The organism is Burkholderia sp. Bp9099, assembly GCF_003857805.1.
Classification (GTDB): Bacteria; Pseudomonadota; Gammaproteobacteria; order Burkholderiales; family Burkholderiaceae; genus Burkholderia.
In genome coordinates this window covers 26,090-46,787 of the sequence record NZ_QTPU01000032.1, presented here as the reverse complement: position 1 = coordinate 46,787, position 20,698 = coordinate 26,090, and the positions used below count along the sequence as shown (strand labels likewise).

Genomic DNA, 20,698 nt, shown 5'->3' with positions numbered 1-20,698 from the left:
CTCGACTAGAGGAAGCGGTCGGAACGCGCGGCCGCGATGTGATCGGCCGCGACATAGCCGAACGTCATCGCGGGCCCGATCGTCGAGCCGGGGCCTGGGTAGGTCTTGCCCATCACGGCCGCCGACGTGTTGCCGAGCGCATAGAGGCCGTCGATCACCGAACCGTCGGAACGCAGCACGCGCGCATGCGCATCGGTACGCAAGCCGCCCTTCGTGCCGATCTCGCCCGGGTCGACCCGCAGCGCATAGAACGGCGCACGCTCGATCGGCCCGAGGCATGGATTCGGCTTCGACGACGCATCGCCGTAGTAGCGATCGAACAGGTTGCCGCCCTTGCCGAATTCGGTATCGATGCCGGTGAGCGCGTAACCGTTCATCCGCTCGACCGTCTGCGCGAGCCCCCGCGCATCCACGCCGATCTTCGCGGCCAGCTCGGCCAGCGAGCCCGCGCGATAGATGACCGAGTCGAGCCAGCCGGGCGGGATTCTGCTGTCCGGCTGCACGCTGCCCGGCAGCAGCACGCCGCACGGATAACGCTTGCGATATTCGGCATCGAAGATCAGCCACGCGGGCACGTTGGCCTGCGTGTTCGCATGGTCCGCATACATCGCGTGGATCACGTCCGGATACGGCGCCGATTCGTTGACGAAGCGCCGCCCGAGCCGGTTGACCATCACGCAGCGCGGCGCCGAGCGCTCGACGAACAGCCCGCGCTGCTTCTCCTCGCCCGGCACGCGCACCGTCGGCACGCCCCAGACGAAGCCCATCAGCGCGACGTCGGCCCCGAGCGCGAGCCCCGCGCGGATGCCGTCGCCGGTGTTGATCGGCGGCGCCGCGCTCCACTCGGCGCGCGTCGGCTTCGGCAGGTATTGGTCGCGCATCGCCTGGTTCGCCTCGAATCCGCCGCACGCGAGCACGACGCCATGCGTCGCACGGATGCCGAACGGCCGGCCGTCGCGCTCGACGACCACACCGTTCACGCGTGCGCCGTCGGTGTGCAGCGAGCGCATCGGCGTTGCGAGCCACAGCGCGATGCCGCGCTGCTCGAGCGCTGCGCGCAGGCTCGCGACGAGCGCATTGCCGAGCGTCAGGCGCCGGTCGCGCGGCGTGCGGCGCCGCCATTTGAAATCGGTGGCATAGCGCAGCATCAGGCGCACGGCGAGCCGCAGCCAGCCGCGCTCCTTCGCGAGGATCGTGTGCGCCTCGATCTGCGTCATCGCGATGCGCCCGCCGATCAGCGTCGCCGGCGAAGGCGCGCGCAACGTGTCGAAATGCGCGCCGAGACGCGCGGCATCGAACGCCGCCGGCTCCATCGTCCGGTAGCCGGGCTTGCCGCCCTTGCGGTCCGGGTAGTAGTCGGGATAACGCGGCACCGCATTGAACCGCGTGTGCGCGTGCTTCGCGAGATACGCGACCATCTTCGGGCCGTTGTCGAGATACGCATCGATGCGCTGCGCGTCGAAATCCTCGCCGACCACGTCGCGCAAATACATGATTGCTTCGTTATACGAATCGCTTCCGCCAAGCGCGGCGATCTGGTCGTTGCACGGAATCCAGATGCCGCCGCCGGACACCGCCGTGGTGCCGCCATAGACGGTGCTCTTCTCGACCACCAGTACCGACAGCCCCTGGTCATGCGCGCGCAGCGCCGCCGTCATCGCGCCCGCCCCGGAACCGACCACCACCACGTCGTACGTGGCGTCGCCGAACGAATCGTGTCGATCGTCGTACATGATCGCCTCCGCTCAGATCGTGGCAAGGCAGCTTGCCGCATCGGCCGGCACGTCGGCGAGCTGGCGCCAGGCGCCGTGCTCGCCGCGGTATTCGTGCACCTCGACGCTCGCGTGCCGCGCGGGCAGCTCGCCCACGTCCGTGTAGAACTGCTGGTACCACTGGCGCAGCCGATAGATCGGGCCGTCGCCTTCGCACAGCAGCGGATTGTCGACGCGCGTCTTGTGGTCCCAGATCGCGACGTCCTCGCGAAATGCCGACTGCGCGGCCAGCACGTAGCCGTCGACCATCGCGCGATTCTGTTCGTCCGTCAGCGCCGGATTCTTCTCGACCATCACGCCGAAGCGCAGCTCGAAGCTGTTCGTATCGATCGGCACGTGGCTGTTGAGCAGGATCGACCTGAGCGGCTGCCCGTGCGCTTCGCCCGTCATCAGCGTGACGTGGTATGCCGGGCCGAAGTAGGCCGAGTCGGCCGTCAACCCGCCGCTGCCGGCCAGCCGCGTGCTGCCGCCGCGCAGCTTCTGGTAGGCCACCGGGCCCGCGAACGTGTTGCAGAAGTAGTCGATCGGCGCGCCATGCACGGGGCCGAAGTGCGCCATGTCGGACTGGTTGTCGATCAGCTCGCGGCAGTTCGTGTCGATCACCCACTTGACGATCGCCCAGTCGCTCCACGCATCGGAGAAGCACGCGTCGATGCGCGGAATCTCGACCGCCGGATCGGGCCCATTGCCCTCCGGATCGTTCCACACGAACAGCAGGCGGTTCTGCTCCATCACCGGCCACGACTTGATGCGCGCCTTCGGCGGGATGCGCTGCGAATACGGAATCGCAGTGCAGGTGCCGTCGCCGGCCCACGACCAGCCGTGAAACGGACACACGAGCGCGTTGCCGTCGACGTGGCCGCGCCCGAGGTCGGCGCCCATGTGCGGGCAGTAGCCGTCGAGGATTCGCAACTGCCCGTCCTCGCCCTGGAACACCGCCACGCGCGTGCCGAAGATCGACAGGCCGTGCGCGCGGCCGTCGCGGTAGTCGTCGGCGAGCCCGAGGCAATGCCAGCCGCGCGCGTAGCGCGCGTCGATGGGGGCGGCATGAATCCGGTGAACGGGATGCCGGCTGGCCGGCGCGGATGATTCGGTCATGGATCGTCTCCTTCCAGTCGAAAGGCGCAGCCCTGCACCTGCGTGGCGGACCTTGCCGGGAATATGCCGGGCGGGTCGATGCACCCGGCGCTATGTCACAAAGCATTTATTTTGTGACGCATAATGGCACAAATTCCATTTTTGTGACAACGTATGCGAAAATTCCGAACCGACGCATTCGGTCGGCTCATCGGCACACGCCGCGCAACGCACGGCAACGAGGAAAGGTATGGATCGGCAACTGCGCTGGGGCGACGCCAGCAGGATGGACAGCGTCAACGACGGGCGAAGCGCGATCCTGCGCGCCACGCTCGACGCGATGATCGAGCACGGGATCGACCGTTTGTCGATCGACGACGTCGCACGCCGCGCGAACATTTCGCGGCGCACGCTGTACCGCTACTTCGGCACGAAGAAAGAGCTGATCCAGGGCGTGATCGGCATCCAGAACGCCGAGTTCTTCGACGAGATGCAGCGCGCGCTCACCGCCTTCGAGCACGACTTCGAGGCCTACTGCGAAGAGAGCGTGTGCTTCGCGGTGCGCTATCGCGACCGTCATCACGGCGGCTTTCACCACAACTATCTGGCCACGAGCCTGTCCACCGACGTGTTCGGCTACATCGTCGAGAACATCGCGCCGATGTGGCAGCGCGTGCTCGAAAAGCCGTACCGTGAATACGTCGCCGTGCACGGCGCGCGGGTGCCCGCGCTCGACGACATCATCGCGCTGATCGGCCGTATCGGGCTCGCGTACTGCCTGGTTCCGACTGACGAGCAGGCGATGCGCGCGCAGATGCGCATCCTGTGGACGTTCCAGCGCGAGCCGGCCGGCAAGCCGGTCGCGGCCCGGATGAAGGCCGCGCGCTGAGCGGCGGCGCCCGCGCGATGTCGCGCAGCCCGGCCGATACCATCCGATACCGGCCTCGAACATTTCAACTCACACCGGACTACCCCATGACGACCTGCGGAGTTTCCGTCTCCGGCCGAACGCTCGATCGCGCCGACCTGCTGCTTCTCGTCGAAGGCTCGCCTGCGCCGCTTCGTCTCGAAGACTGCGATCTCGAAGGTGCGGACCTGTCGCGGCTCGATTTGCGCGGCGTGCGATTCGAGCGCTGCGCGCTCGCGGAAGCGTCGTTCGTCGGCGCGACGCTCGCGCAGACCGCGTGGATTCGCTGCCGCGCGCGCCAGACGAGCTTCGCGTCGGCCGACCTCGAGGACGCGCAGTTTCAGTCCTGCGATCTCAACAACACGAACTGGCGCCGCAGCAAGCTCGGCTCGGCGCGCTTCGACGAATGCAGGCTGACCGGCGCCGACTTCGAGGAATGCAAGTCGCTCGGCATCGAATTCGCGAACACGTTGCTGGTCGGCGCGAGCCTGCGCCGCTTCTCGTTCCGGAAAACGCGGCTCGTGGCGCTCGACTTCTCGGATGCCGATCTCGCCGGCACGGACTTTCGCGACGCCGTGTTCGAAGGCGGCAGCCTGCGCAACGCGCATCTGAACGACGCCCGGTTCGAGGGGGCCGACCTGCGCGACGTGGAGCTCGGCGGCACGCCGAAGCTGCTCGCGTCGGGCGTGCTGCGCGGCGCGACCATCTCGTATGACCAGGCCACGATGCTGATCGAGAATCTGGGGATCCGGGTCGCCTGACGACCGCACGCGCGTTGCTTCGCCCCGCGGCCGACATGCGCGACGCCGGCCGCGAACCGCGCATGTCGCATGTGCTGCCGGCAATCTGTCGAATATTCTCATCACTTCGACCGCATCCCGAACGGCACACGTCACGCACGCCCTTGCGCTCACGCTCGACGACCCGATCCGTCGACGCGCGAATCACTAGGGAAAATCCGGAGACATCCTTACAGCGATTTACCTGATGATTCACAGGAACGCGATATTTCGGCGATTTCGCTTTGCATCATGCTTTCGTTTTGCTTGACGATCCCGCTGCCGCCGCGCGGCAAATGCGGCGATCGACATGTGAAACGGCCAGCGTCCGCGAGTCGCCAGGTGTTCAATACTTTCAACAACCCGGTCGAGAGCAATCGTGAGAATCCGTGGCCCGCTGGTGCGGTGGAGACGAGGCGATGCGCGCAACGTGCGTGCATCGATCTCGTCCACCGGCGACAGTGACCGCCGGCAAAGTCCTCGCCTGCATCTGTCGATCTACACCATCCTGTCCCGCCGTTCCGTCCGCCGTCACAACGCCGTCGCCGCGCGCGCATACGTCGCGATCCACACCGACGACGTGGCGTCGCTGCTGCCTTAGCGCGCCCCCTCCGTTCCGTTCGACCTGCACATCGTGTCGCGTGACTCGCGACAGGATCGGCTCGCGTTGCGTGTCGGCACGATTCGCTGCGTAGACCTAACGGACTCCTGATCATCATGCACCGCCGGCGTTCGTTTCGAGCGCCGGCCGGTTGCACACGTCCATCCCTTGAACCGTGGCGCGGCGAGCAGCCAACCGCCGAGCCTCCCGATACGAACGACAAGCCATGCAACTCCGCACCCTTCGCCGCACCATCGCAACCGCCGCCATGATGTCCGTCGCGGGCATCGCCTCCTTCGTCACTACGCACGCCCAGGCCGCCGGCGAGCTGAACATCTACAACTGGTCCGACTACATCGCGCCGGACACGATTCCGAATTTCCAGAAGCAGACCGGCCTGCACGTGCGCTACGACAACTACGACAGCGACGACACGCTGCAGGCGAAACTGCTGTCGGGCAACTCCGGCTACGACATCGTCGTGCCGACGTCGAACTACATGGCCAAGCAGATCCAGGCAAACGTCTACCAGCCGCTGGACAAGACGAAGCTGCCGAACCTGTCGAACCTCGATCCGCTGCTGATGAAGATGGTCGCCGATGCCGATCCGGGCAACCAGTACGGCGTGCCGTGGGCGTATGGCACCGACGGCATCGGCTACAACGTGCAGGCGGTGAAGAAGGCGCTCGGCGACAAGGCGCCGGTCGACAGCTGGGCGCTGGTATTCGACCCGGCCAACATGGCGAAGCTGAAGAGCTGCGGCGTATCGTTCCTCGACCAGGCCGTCGACGTGTTCGCCGCGACGCTGCAGTACATGGGCAAGGATCCGAACAGCACGAATCCGGCCGATTACCGCGCCGCATACGAGGTGCTCAAGAAGGTGCGCCCGTACATCACGCAGTTCAACTCGTCGGGTTACATCAACGATCTCGCGAACAACGACCTGTGCGTGTCGTTCGGCTATTCCGGCGACGTCGGCATCGCGCATCGCCGTGCGGCGGAAGCGAAGCGTCCGTACGAGGTCCGCTTCGCGAATCCGCGGGAAGGCGGGCTGCTGTGGTTCGACATGATGGTGATCCCGAAGGATGCGCCGAACCGCGATGCCGCGCTGAAATGGATCAACTACCTGCAGGACCCGAAGGTCAACGCGGGGATCACCAACGCGGTGTTCTACCCGACCGCGAACAAGGCCGCGCGCCAGTACGTGAAGCCCGCGATCGCGCGCGATCCGTCGGTCTATCCGGCCGACGAGGTGCTGAGCAAGATGACGCTGCTCAAGCCGATGCCGCCCGAGATTCGCCGGCTTCAGAACCGGTTGTGGGCGCAACTGAAGACGGGGCGCTGACCGGTACGGGGGCGGCCAGTCGTGCCGCCCCGACGGATCGCCAGCACGCGCCGACGCGCTCCCGCGACGATCGCCCGCTGTTCGGGAAACGCCCGCGGATGCACGACCGCCAATCCGAACGGGCCGTGCCCGACCGGCTGCACGACCAGCCGCCGTCGGCACCCGCCCCCCCGGCGACTGACGCCCGGCCGCGCCGCACTATCGCTGCGCCGGCTCCACATGCGGCAACGCCGCCGCGAACGCTGCGTCGATGAAGCGGATCACGTCGTCGAGCGACGACGTGCACGTCGCGCCCGCGGCGAGCTCGCGAAACGCGCCGTCGGGCCCGAGGCAGATGAGCGGCTTGCGCCAGCGCTGCGCCAGCGCGATCTCCTCGGCGGTCCCGTGCCCGCCGGGCAGCGCGACGATCAGGTCGCTGCTCAGCACGTTCACGTAGTTCCGGTTGATGGTGTGCGGATCGGCGCCCGGTTCGCGGCGCGGCAGCGGCGTGAGGATCGGGATCTCGACGAACGGATGCGGGTAGCCGTCGAGCGGCACGAAGCCCGCGTGCGGATCGGCCTGCGTCGGCAGGATGCCGATCGACCGGCCGGCCCGCCCCGGCACGCCGGCGAACGCGCGCGCGACCGCCAGCATCACGCCCTGGCCGCCGCCCGTCAGCAGGTTGAAGCCGGCCTGCGCGAGCCATGCGCCGAGCGGCTCGGAAAACGCGAGCCACGGTTCCTTGCCCGAGCCCATCACGCCGATCGTTCGGTGGTTGCGTTGCATCATGTATTCCGGTGATGTGATGAATCGTTGAATTGAACCGCGGCGCGGCACCTGGCTGCGAAACCCGGCCACGCATCGCGCATCGTCATTCGAGTTCGACGCCCTTGAGCTCGGGGATCAGGAACAGCGTCGCGACCATGTCGAGCACGTAGAGGCCGGCGAGCAGCGCGATCGCCGTCTGGAACGAGTAGCGCGCGGCCAGCGCGCCGACCGCCACCGGCCCGAAGCCGCCGACCGCACGGCCGATATTCCACAGCACGTTCTGCGCGGTCGCGCGCGCGGCGGTCGGATAGCCCTCGGACATCAGCGTGCCGTAGCCGCCGACCATCCCGTTGACGAACATGCCCATCAGCGCGCCGGCCCACAGCATCGCCGTCGGGTCCGACAGGCGCGCGTAGGCGATGACCGTCACGACCGAGCCGAGCTGGTACAGCAGGAACGTCGGCTTGCGGCCGATGCGATCGGCGAGCTGCCCGAAGGTCCAGACGCCGATCATCATCCCGACGACGGTCGCCGCGGTCCACAGCCCCGACTTCGTCAGCGAGAAGCCCATCTGTTTCGACAGGAAGGTCGGCAGCCAGATCATGATCCCGTAGTAGCCGAAGTTCTGGACCGAGCACAGGATCACGATGCCGAGGCTCGTGCGCGCGGTGCGCGCGTCGGCGACGAGCATCCGGAACGCGTTGGCCCGCGGCTGCGTCGCGCGCCGCACGAAGACTTCCGGCTCGTGCAGCCGGTTGCGCAGCACCCATGCGAGCAGTGCGGGCAACACGCCGACCACGAACATCCCGCGCCAGCCGATATGGAGCAGCAGCAGCGGCGTCAGCAGCGCGGCCAGCAGCACGCCGGCCTGCCAGCCGAGCGCGACGTAGCACGACACGCGCGCCCGCTTGCTCGCCGGCCACGCTTCGGCCGCGAGCGCCATGCCGATGCCGAATTCGCCGCCGAGGCCGATGCCCGCGATGGTGCGATACACGAGCAGGTCCCGGAAGCCCTGCGCGAACGCGCACAGGCCGGTGAAGACCGCGAACAGCATGATCGTCCAGGTCAGCACGCGCACGCGGCCGTAGCGGTCGCTCAGGGCACCGAACAAAATGCCGCCCGCGACGGCGCCGATCAGCGTCCACGTGACGAGCGCGCCGCCCTGCCCGGGCGTCAGCTGCAAAGCCGCGGTGATCGCCGGCAGCATGAAGCCGAGGATCAGCAGGTCGAAGCCGTCCATCGCGTAGCCGATCGCCGAGCCGGCCAGCGCCTTCCACGCGTACGCTCCGCCCTGCCCGCCGCGCGGCGCCGCCGGCTCGTCGAGCGCCGAAGATTTCATGTTTGCTGCCATGGTGTCCCGCCGGAAATGTCCGGGCGACATTCTAAAGCCTGTTCCCGCGCATGACGGGCCCGTGCACGGGCGCACGCAGAAAGCGCCGCGCTGCCCGCTTCCGGGAACGGAAGCGGGCAGCGGCGGTAATGAATTTGAAAGATGTTGAAGCCGGCGATCCCGCAGCAGGCTGGGACACCGAAAGAACGGGATGAAACGGGAGTGGTGAGGCCGGCGCGGTGCTGACTCAGCCCTGATCGTCCCCGGGCCACCAGGTTTTGGCCTCGCGGTCGACGAGCAGCGTATCGAGATCCCGGCCTTCGAGCCATTTGGGTCGCGGGCCGCGGCCCGACCACGAGCGGCCGGTCGTCGGATCGTAATACTTGGCAGGCGCCTTGCGTTTTCGCTGGACGATGTAGCCGAGGGCGCTCAGCACTTCCTGCTGCGAGATGCCCAACAGCTGGACCTGCTCCCTGAATGCCGCCAGTGCGGCTTGCTTCTCCTTCTGCTTGGCTTCCGACAGCTTGATGTTCAGGTCCCGAAGTTGTGCTTCGAGTTCCTGCAGAGCCTGGGTCATGTATTCATCCTCTTTGGGCATGTTTTTATTCAAAAAACCTCCGATGGCAGAACCTATCACGAAGTTCCGCCAATCTGTGTTGCGATGTGTGAATCGTTTGCCGGCATCTGTAAGGGTTTCGAAGTGTGCCGAACGCAACACCATCGTCGAAAACCGCATGACATCGGCACGCAACACCTGGCGCGCCGCGTTCGAACGCGCGGCGAGCCTTCGGCGGCGACCTCCTCGCCGCCTGGCGCCGCACCCTGGCACAGGCGCGGCATGGCGCGAATGATAGCAGTGCGCATCCGTCATGTTCGAGGACTTTTGCGGTCCGGCGCACACTCGCCGGCCTTGGCCCGCGAGCCTCGACGCCGGCGCGGCGTTTCACGTGCCGAAGCGGCACCCGTCCCGCGCGATCCGCGCATGCAGCTTCGGACCGCGCGCGGCGTTCAGCGCGCTTGCATGGCCGACGCGTCCGGCCAGATGTCCGCGGAAATCCGGATGCGCGGCGCGGGTTCCGCGACGCCGGCCCGTGGCGGATGCAGTTGGTCAGGATCAGGCGGCAGCCGCCGCGACGCTTGTCGTCAGCGTCACGAGAAAACCACGACCGAAGTCGTCGAGCCAGCGATCGTCGATGGCCGTCATGCCGCTTGACCGGTTGACGTGCGTCAAGGCCGGGCGCACGGCCAAACCTAGACTGGACCCATGCCCTCTCACCGGATGTCGCAGTCACTCATCACAGGAATCCGCCATGCGCATCACCGTTCATCTCGACACGTTCGCGCATGCCGGCCCGTCGGCGTATGCGATCGTCTGGCTTGATTTCGACGAGCAAAAGTGGTCGTGTGAAGGCCACTACGCGATGGCAATGCCCTCATGGGGGACGCTTGCCCGGACCGGCGACGGCATCCGGCTTGCCGTGCCCGACGCCAGCCGTCCGCTCGTCGTCCTTGACGGCTTCGCGTCCGGCAATGCCGAAGCGCCAAGTGTCGGCGCATCCGGCATGGCACGCTGGTACCCGCATGCCCATCACGCGCCGGATGCCGGTCGCTGGCGCGTGCAATGTCTCGATACCGAGCAGGCCGAACCCGAGCACCGGCTGTTTGCAGACGACGCACGCTGAGCGCGTCGCACACACGGAGCCGGCATCCTGGCTCGGTAGAGAGCCTCGGCCGACACCCACGCGCGAACCGCTAATCTTCCGTTTCCGGAATCGCATTGACGATCATCGAGAACAGCTTGCCGAGATCGGCTTCGAGCTTGACCCCGTCGAATGGATCGCGATTGGCTCCGAAGGCGAGATCAAGTTCCGCCCAGTCCTCGTTTGACAGCAAACGTCTCGCGGCCGGCAAAATCAGCGTCTCCTCGGTAAACCGGTGATCCGAATAGAACTCGGCATATTCATCCACCAGCGCCACCAGTGCCGCTAATGCGGGCGCCCCCTTCAACTCGTACCGGGTCAGCGCGTGTTCGAGATTGGTCAACATCCCGTCACCTCGCGCGTGCTGAGTCTCCAGTTCGTCGATCACGCCGTCGAATTCGGAAGCCACATCCCGCAATGGTGCAAACAGGTAGCGCTCCTCTTTCGGATGATGTATCTGCTCGGGGTACTCTCGAATGTAATAGAGCATCGCCCGGAACACCATGAGACCCGGAACGGGCTTGCCAGCCGCAAGCAGATGGACATAGCGCCGCATGCCCTCGACGACGGCAGACAGCCGCTCGTGCTCACGGAGGATGACGGTGATCGCGGCCCGCGGCCCCAACGACGACATACCAGACCTCACGGAAACAGGCGGAATGCACTGGCGATCGCTCGATCGACTCGCTTGCGCGGCGAGCCCGTCAGCCAGTGCCCACAATTTCCATCTTGGTCGGCTGCGGCTCGACATCAAAGTGTGCCGACGCGACGGCCTTGAGGGAGATCAAAGAGTGTGCCGGCCCGGCAACGCGCGAAGTCGGCATGCGTCGGCCGATTCGAACAGGTGCCCTGCCGACTGAATCGCTCGTGCTTGTCATCGATCCGGCACCTGGTTTTCGAGGTCCGGATGCGCTCCGCCGTCAGCGCGATCGTGTGAAAGACGGGCGACTGCGATGGACCGGCAAAGCACCCGCGGCGAGCGGCAAAATACACTCGCATTTGACTTCAATCAAGATATCCGTCTCCGGCGCTCTCACACTGTATTCAGTATCGCTACGCAAGCATGAGGCCGCCAGGGAAGACATCGATACCAACGCAAGCGACCGATACCGGCTGTTTGGCTGTACCGCGGTTCGACTGGAAGCAAAGAAAGATGAACAAGATGTTTTTCTTGCCAATGTCACTGCTACCGATCGTCATCGCGATCGGCGGCGTCCCGTCGCACGCACGCGCCGAGGACGGGGAGCAACTGGCTCGGCAGGTCTGTGCCACTTGCCACGGTGCACGGGGACACAGCGAATCACCCATGTTCCCGCGCCTAAGCGCCCAGACACCGGAATATCTCACTGTGCAGCTCAAGGGCTTCCGCGAGCACACGCGGGGCGAGACGCATGCGCGCGAGTATATGTGGGGTATTGCGTCGCGGCTCGACGATGCGACGATTGCATCGCTTGCAGCCTATTACTCGCATCAGGAACCGGTGCATGGCAAGGCAGGCAACGCCGCGCTGATGGCCAGGGGGAAGGATATTTTCGAGCATGGCGTACCGGACCGGGGGACCCCGGCATGCGCGTCGTGCCATGGCCCGCAGGGCCAGGGTGCCGGCGCGTTCCCGCGGCTTGCCGGACAACACGTGAACTATCTGCTTCGGCAGATCGAGTTCTTCAAGAACGAGACACGTGCCAATTCCCCCGTCATGACAGCCGTTGCTCATACGCTGGATGCCGACGACGCCAATGCGGTCGCCACATGGCTCGAATCGCAGTAGGGTCGTAAGCGCGAAATCCTCCGCACGTCGCCGGCACTGCTGAATCGATCCACGATTGCGGATGCAACCACGGTGACAGCTGACACGATCGCCCCCGATTCAGCCGGGCTCGTCCCGAGCCACGGCGCATGGAACGTGTCGACATCGATATGGATGACGTAACGTTCCGCTTCGTCCGGCAACTCGGCCAGAAAGCAGTCGGTCGGGAACGGGCACGCACGAGGTCGCGCGCGCGATCGCATCCGATACGAAGACACGCCACGATCGGCTCTCGCTTGCTCGCGTGATTTTTCGAATGCGCCAGGGTATCGGCGAACCGGACGGGCCGCCTTGCGGCCCGGACGCTTCCCCCAAACGGGAATGTTGCGCGGTGTAACGTCCAGCCGCGCCCCGGCGCCGACCGCTGCCACACGTTGCGGCATTGCGGCGCGCCGCGCTTACGGCAGCGGCGGCGCGTCGCGCAACACGGCTTGCAGCCCCGTCGCGAACGGTGTCACATGATCGATCCCGAGTGCGCGCACGCGCGATGCATCCAGATGGCAGTCGTACGGACGCGGCGTCGCATCGGCCGGCGTGTCGATCCGCGCGAGCGCGGCGTCGATGCCGAGCGCGGCCGCGATGCGTTGCGCGATGTCGTACTTCGTCATCGGTTCCTCACCCGACCAATGACGGATGCCCGTGACCGGCGAACCCGCGAGCTGGCGCAGCGTCAGGTCGCGGATCACGTCCGCCACGTCCGGCGTGTAGGTCGGATAGCGGATCGCCCACGCGTCCATGCCGACCGCATCCGCGCCCGCTCGCGCGGACGCGACGATCGCCGGCACGAGGCTCGTGACGGCCGACTCGCGCCAGTCGACGATCGGGCCGTAGAGCAACGGCAGGCGCAGCACGCAGGCAAGCGGCGACGCGGCGAGCAACGCGGCCTCGCCTTCCAGCTTGGTGCGGCCGTAGATGTTCAGCGGGTTCGGCACGGCATCTTCGCGGTACGGCGCGGCCTTGCCGTCGAACACGTAGTCGGTGGAGATGCCGAGCGTCCACGCGCCGTAGCGCGCGGCGAGCGCGCCGATGCGGGCCGGCGCGTCGACGTTGATCGCGCGCGCGGCCGCGGGGTCGCGTTCGCAGACGTCCGGGCGGCGCTCGGCCGCGCAGATGATCACGGCGGCCGGGCGGCGCGTGTCGAACAGACGTTCGAGTGCCGGCTGATCGAGCACGTCGAGTCGGACGATGTTTTCCGGCGGCAATGCGAGGCGCCGTGCGCCCGCGGCGTCCGGGTTCCGGATGGTTGCGACGAGCGTCAGCGACGCTGCGCGGGACAACGATGCGGCGACCGCACGGCCGAGCAGGCCGGACGCGCCGATGAGAAGGATGGTCGGGTGCGACACGGTAGCCAACGATGAAAGGGGACGAGGGGCCCCAATCTATACGAGAACCGGCAACCGATGTCGATTTCGCGCGCACCTCGACAACGGGCGGATGATGAAACACGGGCCCGGTGCGCTTCCACGCACCGGGCCCGTCGTGCAGCGCGAATTCTCGCGCCCGCTTACTTCCGGTCGAACGAATACCGCCCCGGCCCGCTCACCGCGAGCAACAGCAGCCCGCCGATGATGCTGATGTTCTTGTAGAAGTTGATCATCGCGAGGTACTGGTCCATGCCCTGCAGCGCCCAGTAGCGATGCCCGATCAACGCGGTCGCGAGCGTATAGACCGCGAATACCAGCGCGAGCGGACGCGTATAGAAGCCGACCGCGATCAGCGCGCCGCCGACCAGCTCGACCGCCACCGCGATCACCGCCGACAGCTCCGGCGACGGCGCACCCGTCGACGCCATGTACGCGACCGTGCTCGAGAAGCCGCTCAGCTTCTGCCAGCCGAACAGCACGAACAGGATCATCAGCAGCACGCGAGCCGCCAGCAGCAGCTCGTCCTTCTTCGACTCCAGCGAAACGTAACGCATAGCAATCACCTTGATTTGACGGTTTGACGCATTCGGTGCCGACGTCCGCCGCAACGGCGAACCCACGGATCGACAACGAACCCGCCTCGCACGATCGAACCGCGGGCCGGCCGGCCCGCTGCCGAAGAATCCGTCCGGTCGCACCGTCGTGGCGCGCTGCCGAACGGTTCTGGCGAAGCACGGGTGCAGTCTACTGTCTCACCGGAAATCATCAATCCGTCACAACAAGATTGGCTGTCTCAATTTAGTGGACAATTGTCACGTAACAAACGCGTCATAGGCGGCCGGCGGGGCATCGCACACGAAAGGGCTATCGCGGCTTTCCCTTCCATGCAAAGGCAGCCGGCGATCGGCGGTGGGCCGGCCAGCGCAGCGTCGAGGCCCCCTCGGCCCGCGAATACGCCGGACGGCACCCGCCGGACATGCCGATGGCACCGGCCACGGCATGACCTCAGGTGACGATGGCCTGGCGGATCGAGACGCCCTGGGCCGCATTCGATACGGCCTCCCATTGCTCCCACTCGGCCAGTCGCGCCGCATAGGCCGCGCGCACGACGGGCATGCCCTCGGTGCCCAGGAACAAACGCAACGGCGGCTTGTCCGTATCGACGACCTGCAGCACGGCCTGCGCCGTGGCCTGCGGCTCGCCGAATTCCATGGCCGCACCCCGCGCGAACGCTTGCTGACGCAGCGCTGCGTAGGCCTCCAGCCCCTCGGAGATCTTCAGGGACGCGGGACTCGCGAAGTCGGTCGCGTAGGCACCGGGCTCGATCAGCGTCACTTTGATGCCGAAGTTGGCGACTTCCTGCGCCAGGCTGTCGTGCAGGGCTTCCAGCGCCCACTTGGAGGCGTTGTAGAAGCCGGAAATGGGACCGGCCACGATGCCCGCCACGCTGGAGACGCCCAGGATATGCCCGCTGCGCTGGCTGCGCAGGACAGGCAGCGCAGCCTGGATGACGCGCAGCGCACCGAAGAAATTCGTCTCGAATTCGGCTTTCACGTCGTCGACCGTGGCTTCTTCGATGGCGGCAACCAACGCGTAGCCGGCGTTGTTCAGCACCACGTCGAGCCGCCCGAAATGCTGGTGCGCCTGCGTGACTGCGTCCGCAACCTGCTGCGCATCGGTCACGTCCAGGGCCAAGGGAAGTACGCGGTCGCCATGGCGCTCCGCAAGCACGTCCAGTGAGCCGGCGTTGCGGGCCGTTGCAGCCACCCTGTCGCCGCGCGCCAGCGCGGCTTCTGCCCAGATGCGCCCGAATCCGCGTGCGGCGCCCGTGATGAACCAGACTTTCGATGTCATATCGCATACCTCCATGTTGGGGAAAAAAGCCGTACGGTCTGTCAGCGCGTCTGGCTGAGGATGATGCGGTCGAACATGCGGTCGCCTAGCCAGACGCGCATGCGGATCAGCATCTTGGCGAACTTGCCGGCCGCATAGCGCGTGCGCGGCTTGCGACTGGAGACGGCCTTGGAGACCACGTCCGCGATCACGCGCGGATCGCTACCGGTGCCGTGTCCGTATGTGTTCTTGATCGACTTGGCCACCATCTGCACCAGGCGGCCGTACGGGCCGCTGGCCGAGCGCTTGACGATGCTGTCGGTGGCGGCATCACCGAAGCCCGTCTCGATCACGCCGGGTTCGACGATCACGACCTTGATGCCAAACTCGGCCACTTCCAGGCGCAGGCAGTCCGACCAGCCTTCCAGTGCGTGTTTGGTCGCGTGGTACCAGGCCCCCAGGATGCTGTACATCTTGCCGCCCATCGAGGTGATGTTGACGATGTATCCCGAGCGCCTGGCCCGCATGGCAGGCAGCAGGAGTTGCGTGAGCCGCGCGGCGCCGAACAGATTGACCTCGAACTGGTAGCGCGCCTCGTCGATGCCGATTTCCTCGACCGGCCCATACAGGCCGAAGCCCGCGTTGTTGACCAGCACGTCCACCCCGCCCGTCCGGGACAGGATGAACTTGACGCCATCGACGATCTCGTCGTCCCTGGAGAGGTCCATGCGCAGCGGCTCGGCGCCGAGTCGCGCCAGGTCGTCCATCTTGTCGACACTGCGTGCAGCGACATAGACCTGATAGCCGTCCTTGATCAGACGCTGGGCAATGGCCTTGCCCATGCCTGACGATGCGCCGGTGACCAAGGCCGTTTTTCTCTTTCCTGTGGTGGACATGTCGCACCTCGTTTTGTTGAATTGCCGCTAGCTTTTCAGGAAAAGCAGGCCGCTTGCCTCGCGTCATGCGCCAAACGGCTTGCGATCCGCGCCGCCGCACGGGGCGCGATGGTCATCGGCCGGCCTCCTGCACACGGCTGCGCAGTGCCTTGAGCGTCCCGTACGGCGTGTCCACCACTGTCCGGTTGGCCAGCCAGTCGGGAATGGCGCCGCCGGGGGATGCATGCATCTGATAGGTGACTTTCACACCCTCTGCGTCGGGCACCAGCTTCCACTGACCTTTGGCCTGCGGAATCCGCACCTTGCCCTCGCGCAACGGCAGGTAGTCGGGGACCGCCTCCACGCGCACGGTGACCGCGCCGTCGCCGGCCTTCGTGTAGGTGAAGTGGTAGATACCGTCGCGGTTGGAAACCGGCCAGGGCGCCTTGTTGTCGAGGTAATGGAACTGCTCGGTGTCGGTGGCCTTGAGCAGTTCGGAAGCGGCCACGTCGGGCATCCATTGACGGTAGGCATCGGCGTCACGCAGCACCTTGACGACGTCATCGGGGGTAGCCCGGATCTGCACCTCGCCGCGGAATTCGCGCAGCGGCGATCCGTCGACGTTGCGCACGTAGACCCTGATGCCATCGGCCTGCCTGGCGAGCGACCAGCCGTCCTGCGCGAAGGTCGTCTGGCTGGCCAGCAGCCCAATCAGCAGGGCGGCGGAAAGAAGATTGCGTCGGGCGATCATCGCGAAACCTCATGGAGTGAAGATGCCTTCACCATAGAGGGCCACGCTGCGCAGCGAACTCGCCACGCGCGCCAGAGGGATGGCGATCGGCGCCAGCCTGAACGTGGCTCAGGGCGATTTCGTTCGCGCCTGTGCAACCTGGGCTGCAAGGCCGTGGCGCTGCAAGACCGACCGAATGGCAGGCAATTGCGCGACGACAGCCTCGCAGCCCAGGTGCCGTGCCGTTTCCCGGCCCTCGGCATCGTCCATGCCCGCGGGCGCGATCGGCGGAGCGATCAGCACGTCGATCGCCAGCATCAAAGGCAGGCCTGCGCGCAGCCGACGCGTTCCCATCTCGCTCAATTCTGCGCGGCGCCGAGCCGGGCCAGCTCGGCAGAAGGCAGAATCACCACGCCCCGGGACGTGGGAACGGTTCGTACCAGCGCCCGGGCAACGGCCTCGGCGTGTACGGGTTTGTAGGCGCCGGGCAGGATCGGCGCGAGCAGTCTGGCGACGGGGATCGCGATGATCTCGCCGTACCGCGTGGCCTGGCCCAGGCCGTCCCGGTAGTCCAGCAGCAGCGAAGGTTGCGCGATGACCAGCGCCGTGAAGGGCATGGCCTTGAGCGCATCTTCCAGTTCGCCCTTGACGCGGGTATAGAACATGGACGACCGGGCATTCGCCCCTGCGGCGCTGACCAGCCCCACGCGCCGCGCGCCCGCCGCAAATGCGGCCTGTGCCACGGCCAGGTTGGCATCGAAGTCCACCGCGCGGAAGGCCGCCTTGCTGCCGGCCACCTTGATCGTGGTGCCCATGGACAGGTACACCTCGTCGACCTGCGCAAGCGCGGGCAAGCAGCCGAAATCCACCTGGTGGACCTGGAGCCTGGGGTCGCGCACAGCCAGTGGGCGGCGGCTCAGCGCATGGACCTCCGAGACCGTCCGGTCGGCCAGCAGGGCCTTCAGCATCAGGCCGCCCACGAGTCCGGTGGCACCTGCCAGCAGCACTTTGCGTTGTTTCTCTTCCAGGGTCATGAGTGTCGTTCTCAGTTCAGGCGCATCGCATTGCGCGCGGTATCCGGCGTCTGCCCGGTCCATTCCAGGAAGGCGCGGTAAAAGGAGTTGGGATCCTCGAAACCAAGCAGGAAGGCGATTTCGCCGGCAGTCATCGTCGTGCTCCCGAGGTAGTGGCGGGCAAGACTTTCCCGGGTGGTGTTCACCAGCGAGCGGAAATTCTCCCCTTCGTCTTCGAGGCGGCGCTGTAGCGTGCGCTTGCTCAGCCCCAGGCGCTCGGCGGCTTTCTCGATGGTGGCCGTGTTGCCGGGCAGCAGCTCCAGCAGCACCGCACGCACGCGCTCGGCCATCGTGGCTGTGGCGTCCAGTTCGCTGAGCCGACGGCGCAGTTCGGGCTCGAACACGCGCCACATGCCTTCGTTCACGGTCAGGAACGGGCGCAGGGCATCGGCGGCGCCAAAGGTAATGGCCGGACGCTCGCCACGTTGAACGGGCACGCCGAAGAAGCGCTGGTAGCGCGGCGCACAGCTGGCGGGCGGAAGCTGGGGCAGGGCCACCCGCAATGCCTGCACGGGCTCGCGTGTGGCCAGGCGAGCCAGCCGCAGGAAGAACGCGACCTCGGCCACCTGCAGCGAACAGGGCAACTCGGTCTGCACCGACAACCAGCGCGGCGACACCGTCAGCGATCCGGCCTCATCCACGTCGACCTCGAGCCTCATGGGCGCCACAAGTTGCTTGTATTTGGCCAGGCGCTGCACCGCCTGCATCAGGTTGGCACTGCACAGGGCGGCGAACAGCGGCGGATCGAATACCTCGGCCGAGACCATCTCGACGAGGCGCAACGGAAACATGGGGTCGTTCGCTTCCAGCTCCAGCGCGCGCCAGAAGCGGAAGTACTCGTCCGTGTCGAGCCCGCGATCTGCGCGATGAAACAGGTCTTCAGGCAGACGCGCCCTGCGCAGCACGTGCTCGGGCTGCACGCCGAAGTCCTTGAGCAGCGTGCGCCATGCGATATCCAGAGAGAAAGTGAGATTGCGTGCCATGGGTGTGCACCAAAAGTCGATGATGGCCGGACCTGGTCCGGTGTGCGGTAACAGCTTAGCTGTTGAACCGCGATCGGATACATGCAATGCGCGCCAAATCGATCGCAGGATGTGACATTCGAGGGAGGCGGCAGTTGCACAAGAGATAGCGGGCGGGCGCAAGGCATGCGAAGAATCCAAACGATTCCTTACGGCATGCTTACTGTCAACCGTCGCGTCGCGATGACCGTTCATACTCGGCAAGGCGGCTTTCTCCCGGCGGCCCGTTCATCGTGCGACGGTCCCGGTTCGAATCCATGCCGGTTCTTTTTCGGCAAGACCGCGCGACCATTATCGGAGCCATATGGCATTTCGTCCGTCCTTGCGAACAGCAGCCACCATTCCCGTTCTTTGCGTGGTGATGCTGGGCGCGTGCGCCGCCGTGGCGCAGCACCCTGCCGACGCGACCGTTTCATCTCGGTCGCCCACCGGCACGCAACTGAAGACCGTGCCCGGCGCCCGGACGGCCGGCGCGCCTTTTGTCCACCCCGGCCTGCTGCATACGGAGCGCGATTTCACGCGCATGCGCGAGAACGTCGCCGCGCGGCGGCAGCCGTGGTTCGACGGCTGGCAACGCCTGGTTGCCAATCGGCATGCTTCGCTCGACTGGAAGCCGAATCCGCAGCCGGCCATCTATCGCGGCCGAAACCCCGACCACCCGGAAAATTACGCGACGCTCTTCAATGATGCTGCCGCGGCCTACGCGCTGGCACTTCGGTGGAAGATCACCGGCGACGACGCCTACGCGCAACACGCGATAGGAATCCTGAACGCGTGGTCGCGCACGCTGACGATGATCGGCGGCAGTTCCGACAAGTTCCTGGCTTCCGGTATTTACGGCTACCAGTTGGCGAACGCGGGCGAAATCCTGCGCACGTCTCCCCTGTGGCGCGCCGACGACTTCCGGCGTTTCCAGTCGATGATGCTCGGCGTGTTCTATCCCATGAACCACGACTTCCTGGTTCGGCACAACGGCGCAAGGATCGACCACTACTGGGCCAACTGGGATCTCGCCAACATGGCGTCCATGCTGGCGATCGGGATCCTGACCGATCGCCACGACATCTACGCCGAAGCGGTCGACTATTTCAGGCACGGCGCCGGCAACGGCTCGATCGAACACGTGGTGTGGAAGTTGTATCCGGACGGGCTGGGTCAGCTGCAGGAAAGCGGGCGCGACCAGGGGCATGCCATGCTCGATATTGCGCTGCTCGGGGCGTTCTGCCAGATGGCCTGGAGCCAGGGAGACGATCTTTACGGATATGACGACAACCGGTTCCTGCGCGCAGCGGAATACGCCGCTCGATACAACCTCGGGAGGGACGTGCCTTACACGCAATACACGAACAGCGACGTCACGCAGCCCGTCATCTCGCCGAATTCGCGCGGTAACGAGCGCCCTGTCTGGGCACTCGTCTATAACCACTACGTCGTGCTGAAAGGGCTCTCCGCGCCGGACGTGGAGGCCTTTGCCCGCAAGGTCGCGCCGGAAGGCGGCGGTGGCGACTATGGTCCCAACAGCGGCGGCTTCGATCAACTGGGATATGGCACGTTGACGTATACGCTCGAATGACGGGCAGCTGTCGGCGACCAGCGAATCGTGAACCCACGGTTCGCCGCCGAATTTGCCCCACCCCGAGACAGCAAAGGTAGATCTCTTCCGGTGCGGACATCTTGCCGGATGCCGCTCGCATCACGGCCGAGCTTGAAGACAGTCGCCAGGATGGCCGGCCGTC

General features: G+C 66.1%; 21 protein-coding genes and 1 pseudogene. 6 read left to right on the top strand and 16 right to left on the bottom strand.

Going from position 1 to position 20,698, the window contains the following annotated elements; all coding sequences use genetic code 11:
- Positions 1 to 5 precede the first annotated feature (5 nt).
- Together DIE17_RS30255 and DIE17_RS30250 are read right to left on the bottom strand one after the other, a co-directional pair.
- Complete coding sequence (locus DIE17_RS30255; RefSeq protein WP_124921467.1) at positions 6 to 1,733, bottom strand: FAD-dependent oxidoreductase; 1,728 nt, start codon at positions 1,731 to 1,733, stop codon at positions 6 to 8.
- A gap of 12 nt (positions 1,734 to 1,745) precedes the next feature.
- Positions 1,746 to 2,870 (bottom strand): Rieske 2Fe-2S domain-containing protein, encoded by a 1,125-nt coding sequence (locus tag DIE17_RS30250; RefSeq protein ID WP_124921466.1) that lies wholly within the window; start codon positions 2,868 to 2,870, stop codon positions 1,746 to 1,748.
- Between the two features lie 229 nt (positions 2,871 to 3,099).
- On the opposite strand from DIE17_RS30250, the gene DIE17_RS30245 reads away from it, so the two are divergent.
- Both DIE17_RS30245 and DIE17_RS30240 read left to right on the top strand, forming a co-directional pair.
- Entirely contained in the window at positions 3,100 to 3,738 is a 639-nt protein-coding gene (locus DIE17_RS30245) for a TetR/AcrR family transcriptional regulator (protein WP_124921465.1), read from the top strand.
- Positions 3,739 to 3,824: 86 nt separating this feature from the next.
- Positions 3,825 to 4,517 carry a pentapeptide repeat-containing protein gene (locus DIE17_RS30240; protein WP_124921464.1) on the top strand — a complete coding sequence of 231 codons (693 nt, stop codon included), beginning with the start codon at positions 3,825 to 3,827 and terminating at the stop codon, positions 4,515 to 4,517.
- 231 nt (positions 4,518 to 4,748) lie between these two features.
- Here the strand turns inward: DIE17_RS30240 and DIE17_RS37585 are convergent, their stop codons facing one another.
- Positions 4,749 to 4,988, bottom strand: a complete 240-nt coding sequence (locus tag DIE17_RS37585; RefSeq protein ID WP_185735400.1) for a hypothetical protein — start codon at positions 4,986 to 4,988, stop codon at positions 4,749 to 4,751.
- A gap of 416 nt (positions 4,989 to 5,404) precedes the next feature.
- On the opposite strand from DIE17_RS37585, the gene DIE17_RS30230 reads away from it, so the two are divergent.
- Complete coding sequence (locus DIE17_RS30230) at positions 5,405 to 6,481, top strand: polyamine ABC transporter substrate-binding protein (RefSeq protein ID WP_409410399.1); 1,077 nt, start codon at positions 5,405 to 5,407, stop codon at positions 6,479 to 6,481.
- Positions 6,482 to 6,679: 198 nt separating this feature from the next.
- On the opposite strand, the gene DIE17_RS30225 is transcribed toward DIE17_RS30230, so the two are convergent.
- The 4 genes and pseudogenes from DIE17_RS30225 to DIE17_RS38085 form a co-directional block, all read right to left on the bottom strand.
- The gene (locus DIE17_RS30225; protein ID WP_124921462.1) at positions 6,680 to 7,246 is read right to left on the bottom strand and encodes a DNA-binding protein; all 567 of its coding nucleotides are present in this window, start codon (positions 7,244 to 7,246) and stop codon (positions 6,680 to 6,682) included.
- Between the two features lie 85 nt (positions 7,247 to 7,331).
- Positions 7,332 to 8,579 carry an MFS transporter gene (locus DIE17_RS30220; RefSeq protein ID WP_124921461.1) on the bottom strand — a complete coding sequence of 416 codons (1,248 nt, stop codon included), beginning with the start codon at positions 8,577 to 8,579 and terminating at the stop codon, positions 7,332 to 7,334.
- 226 nt (positions 8,580 to 8,805) lie between these two features.
- On the bottom strand, positions 8,806 to 9,135 hold the full coding sequence (locus DIE17_RS30215) for an H-NS family nucleoid-associated regulatory protein (RefSeq protein WP_044847685.1): 330 nt from the start codon (positions 9,133 to 9,135) through the stop codon (positions 8,806 to 8,808).
- A 366-nt stretch (positions 9,136 to 9,501) separates the two neighbouring features.
- Positions 9,502 to 9,679: pseudogene (locus tag DIE17_RS38085) on the bottom strand (RNA-directed DNA polymerase); the annotation flags it as partial.
- A gap of 189 nt (positions 9,680 to 9,868) precedes the next feature.
- Between DIE17_RS38085 and DIE17_RS30205 the strand changes: the two are divergent.
- Entirely contained in the window at positions 9,869 to 10,240 is a 372-nt protein-coding gene (locus DIE17_RS30205) for a DUF3564 family protein (RefSeq protein ID WP_124921460.1), read from the top strand.
- A gap of 70 nt (positions 10,241 to 10,310) precedes the next feature.
- On the opposite strand, the gene DIE17_RS30200 is transcribed toward DIE17_RS30205, so the two are convergent.
- Positions 10,311 to 10,892, bottom strand: coding sequence for a hemerythrin domain-containing protein (locus tag DIE17_RS30200; RefSeq protein ID WP_124521235.1), 582 nt, complete (start codon positions 10,890 to 10,892; stop codon positions 10,311 to 10,313).
- Between the two features lie 519 nt (positions 10,893 to 11,411).
- On the opposite strand from DIE17_RS30200, the gene DIE17_RS30195 reads away from it, so the two are divergent.
- Positions 11,412 to 12,026, top strand: a complete 615-nt coding sequence (locus DIE17_RS30195) for a c-type cytochrome (protein WP_124571241.1) — start codon at positions 11,412 to 11,414, stop codon at positions 12,024 to 12,026.
- 437 nt (positions 12,027 to 12,463) lie between these two features.
- Here the strand turns inward: DIE17_RS30195 and DIE17_RS30190 are convergent, their stop codons facing one another.
- From DIE17_RS30190 to DIE17_RS30155, 8 genes are all read right to left on the bottom strand, one after another.
- On the bottom strand, positions 12,464 to 13,408 hold the full coding sequence (locus DIE17_RS30190; protein ID WP_124571242.1) for an SDR family oxidoreductase: 945 nt from the start codon (positions 13,406 to 13,408) through the stop codon (positions 12,464 to 12,466).
- A 161-nt stretch (positions 13,409 to 13,569) separates the two neighbouring features.
- Complete coding sequence (locus DIE17_RS30185) at positions 13,570 to 13,983, bottom strand: DoxX family protein (protein WP_124667150.1); 414 nt, start codon at positions 13,981 to 13,983, stop codon at positions 13,570 to 13,572.
- Between the two features lie 451 nt (positions 13,984 to 14,434).
- Positions 14,435 to 15,283: an SDR family NAD(P)-dependent oxidoreductase gene (locus tag DIE17_RS30180; protein ID WP_124921459.1), complete on the bottom strand. Its 849-nt coding sequence runs from the start codon at positions 15,281 to 15,283 to the stop codon at positions 14,435 to 14,437.
- Positions 15,284 to 15,324: 41 nt separating this feature from the next.
- Positions 15,325 to 16,158, bottom strand: a complete 834-nt coding sequence (locus tag DIE17_RS30175) for an oxidoreductase (protein WP_044847692.1) — start codon at positions 16,156 to 16,158, stop codon at positions 15,325 to 15,327.
- Positions 16,159 to 16,270: 112 nt separating this feature from the next.
- On the bottom strand, positions 16,271 to 16,888 hold the full coding sequence (locus tag DIE17_RS30170; RefSeq protein WP_044847693.1) for an START domain-containing protein: 618 nt from the start codon (positions 16,886 to 16,888) through the stop codon (positions 16,271 to 16,273).
- A gap of 108 nt (positions 16,889 to 16,996) precedes the next feature.
- Positions 16,997 to 17,185, bottom strand: coding sequence for a hypothetical protein (locus DIE17_RS30165; RefSeq protein ID WP_124921458.1), 189 nt, complete (start codon positions 17,183 to 17,185; stop codon positions 16,997 to 16,999).
- A 41-nt stretch (positions 17,186 to 17,226) separates the two neighbouring features.
- Entirely contained in the window at positions 17,227 to 17,901 is a 675-nt protein-coding gene (locus tag DIE17_RS30160; RefSeq protein WP_124921457.1) for an NAD(P)H-binding protein, read from the bottom strand.
- An 11-nt stretch (positions 17,902 to 17,912) separates the two neighbouring features.
- Entirely contained in the window at positions 17,913 to 18,923 is a 1,011-nt protein-coding gene (locus tag DIE17_RS30155; RefSeq protein ID WP_124921456.1) for an AraC family transcriptional regulator, read from the bottom strand.
- A gap of 343 nt (positions 18,924 to 19,266) precedes the next feature.
- Between DIE17_RS30155 and DIE17_RS30150 the strand changes: the two genes are divergently transcribed.
- Positions 19,267 to 20,535 (top strand): alginate lyase family protein, encoded by a 1,269-nt coding sequence (locus DIE17_RS30150; RefSeq protein WP_221624901.1) that lies wholly within the window; start codon positions 19,267 to 19,269, stop codon positions 20,533 to 20,535.
- The last annotated feature ends 163 nt before the right edge of the window (positions 20,536 to 20,698 follow it).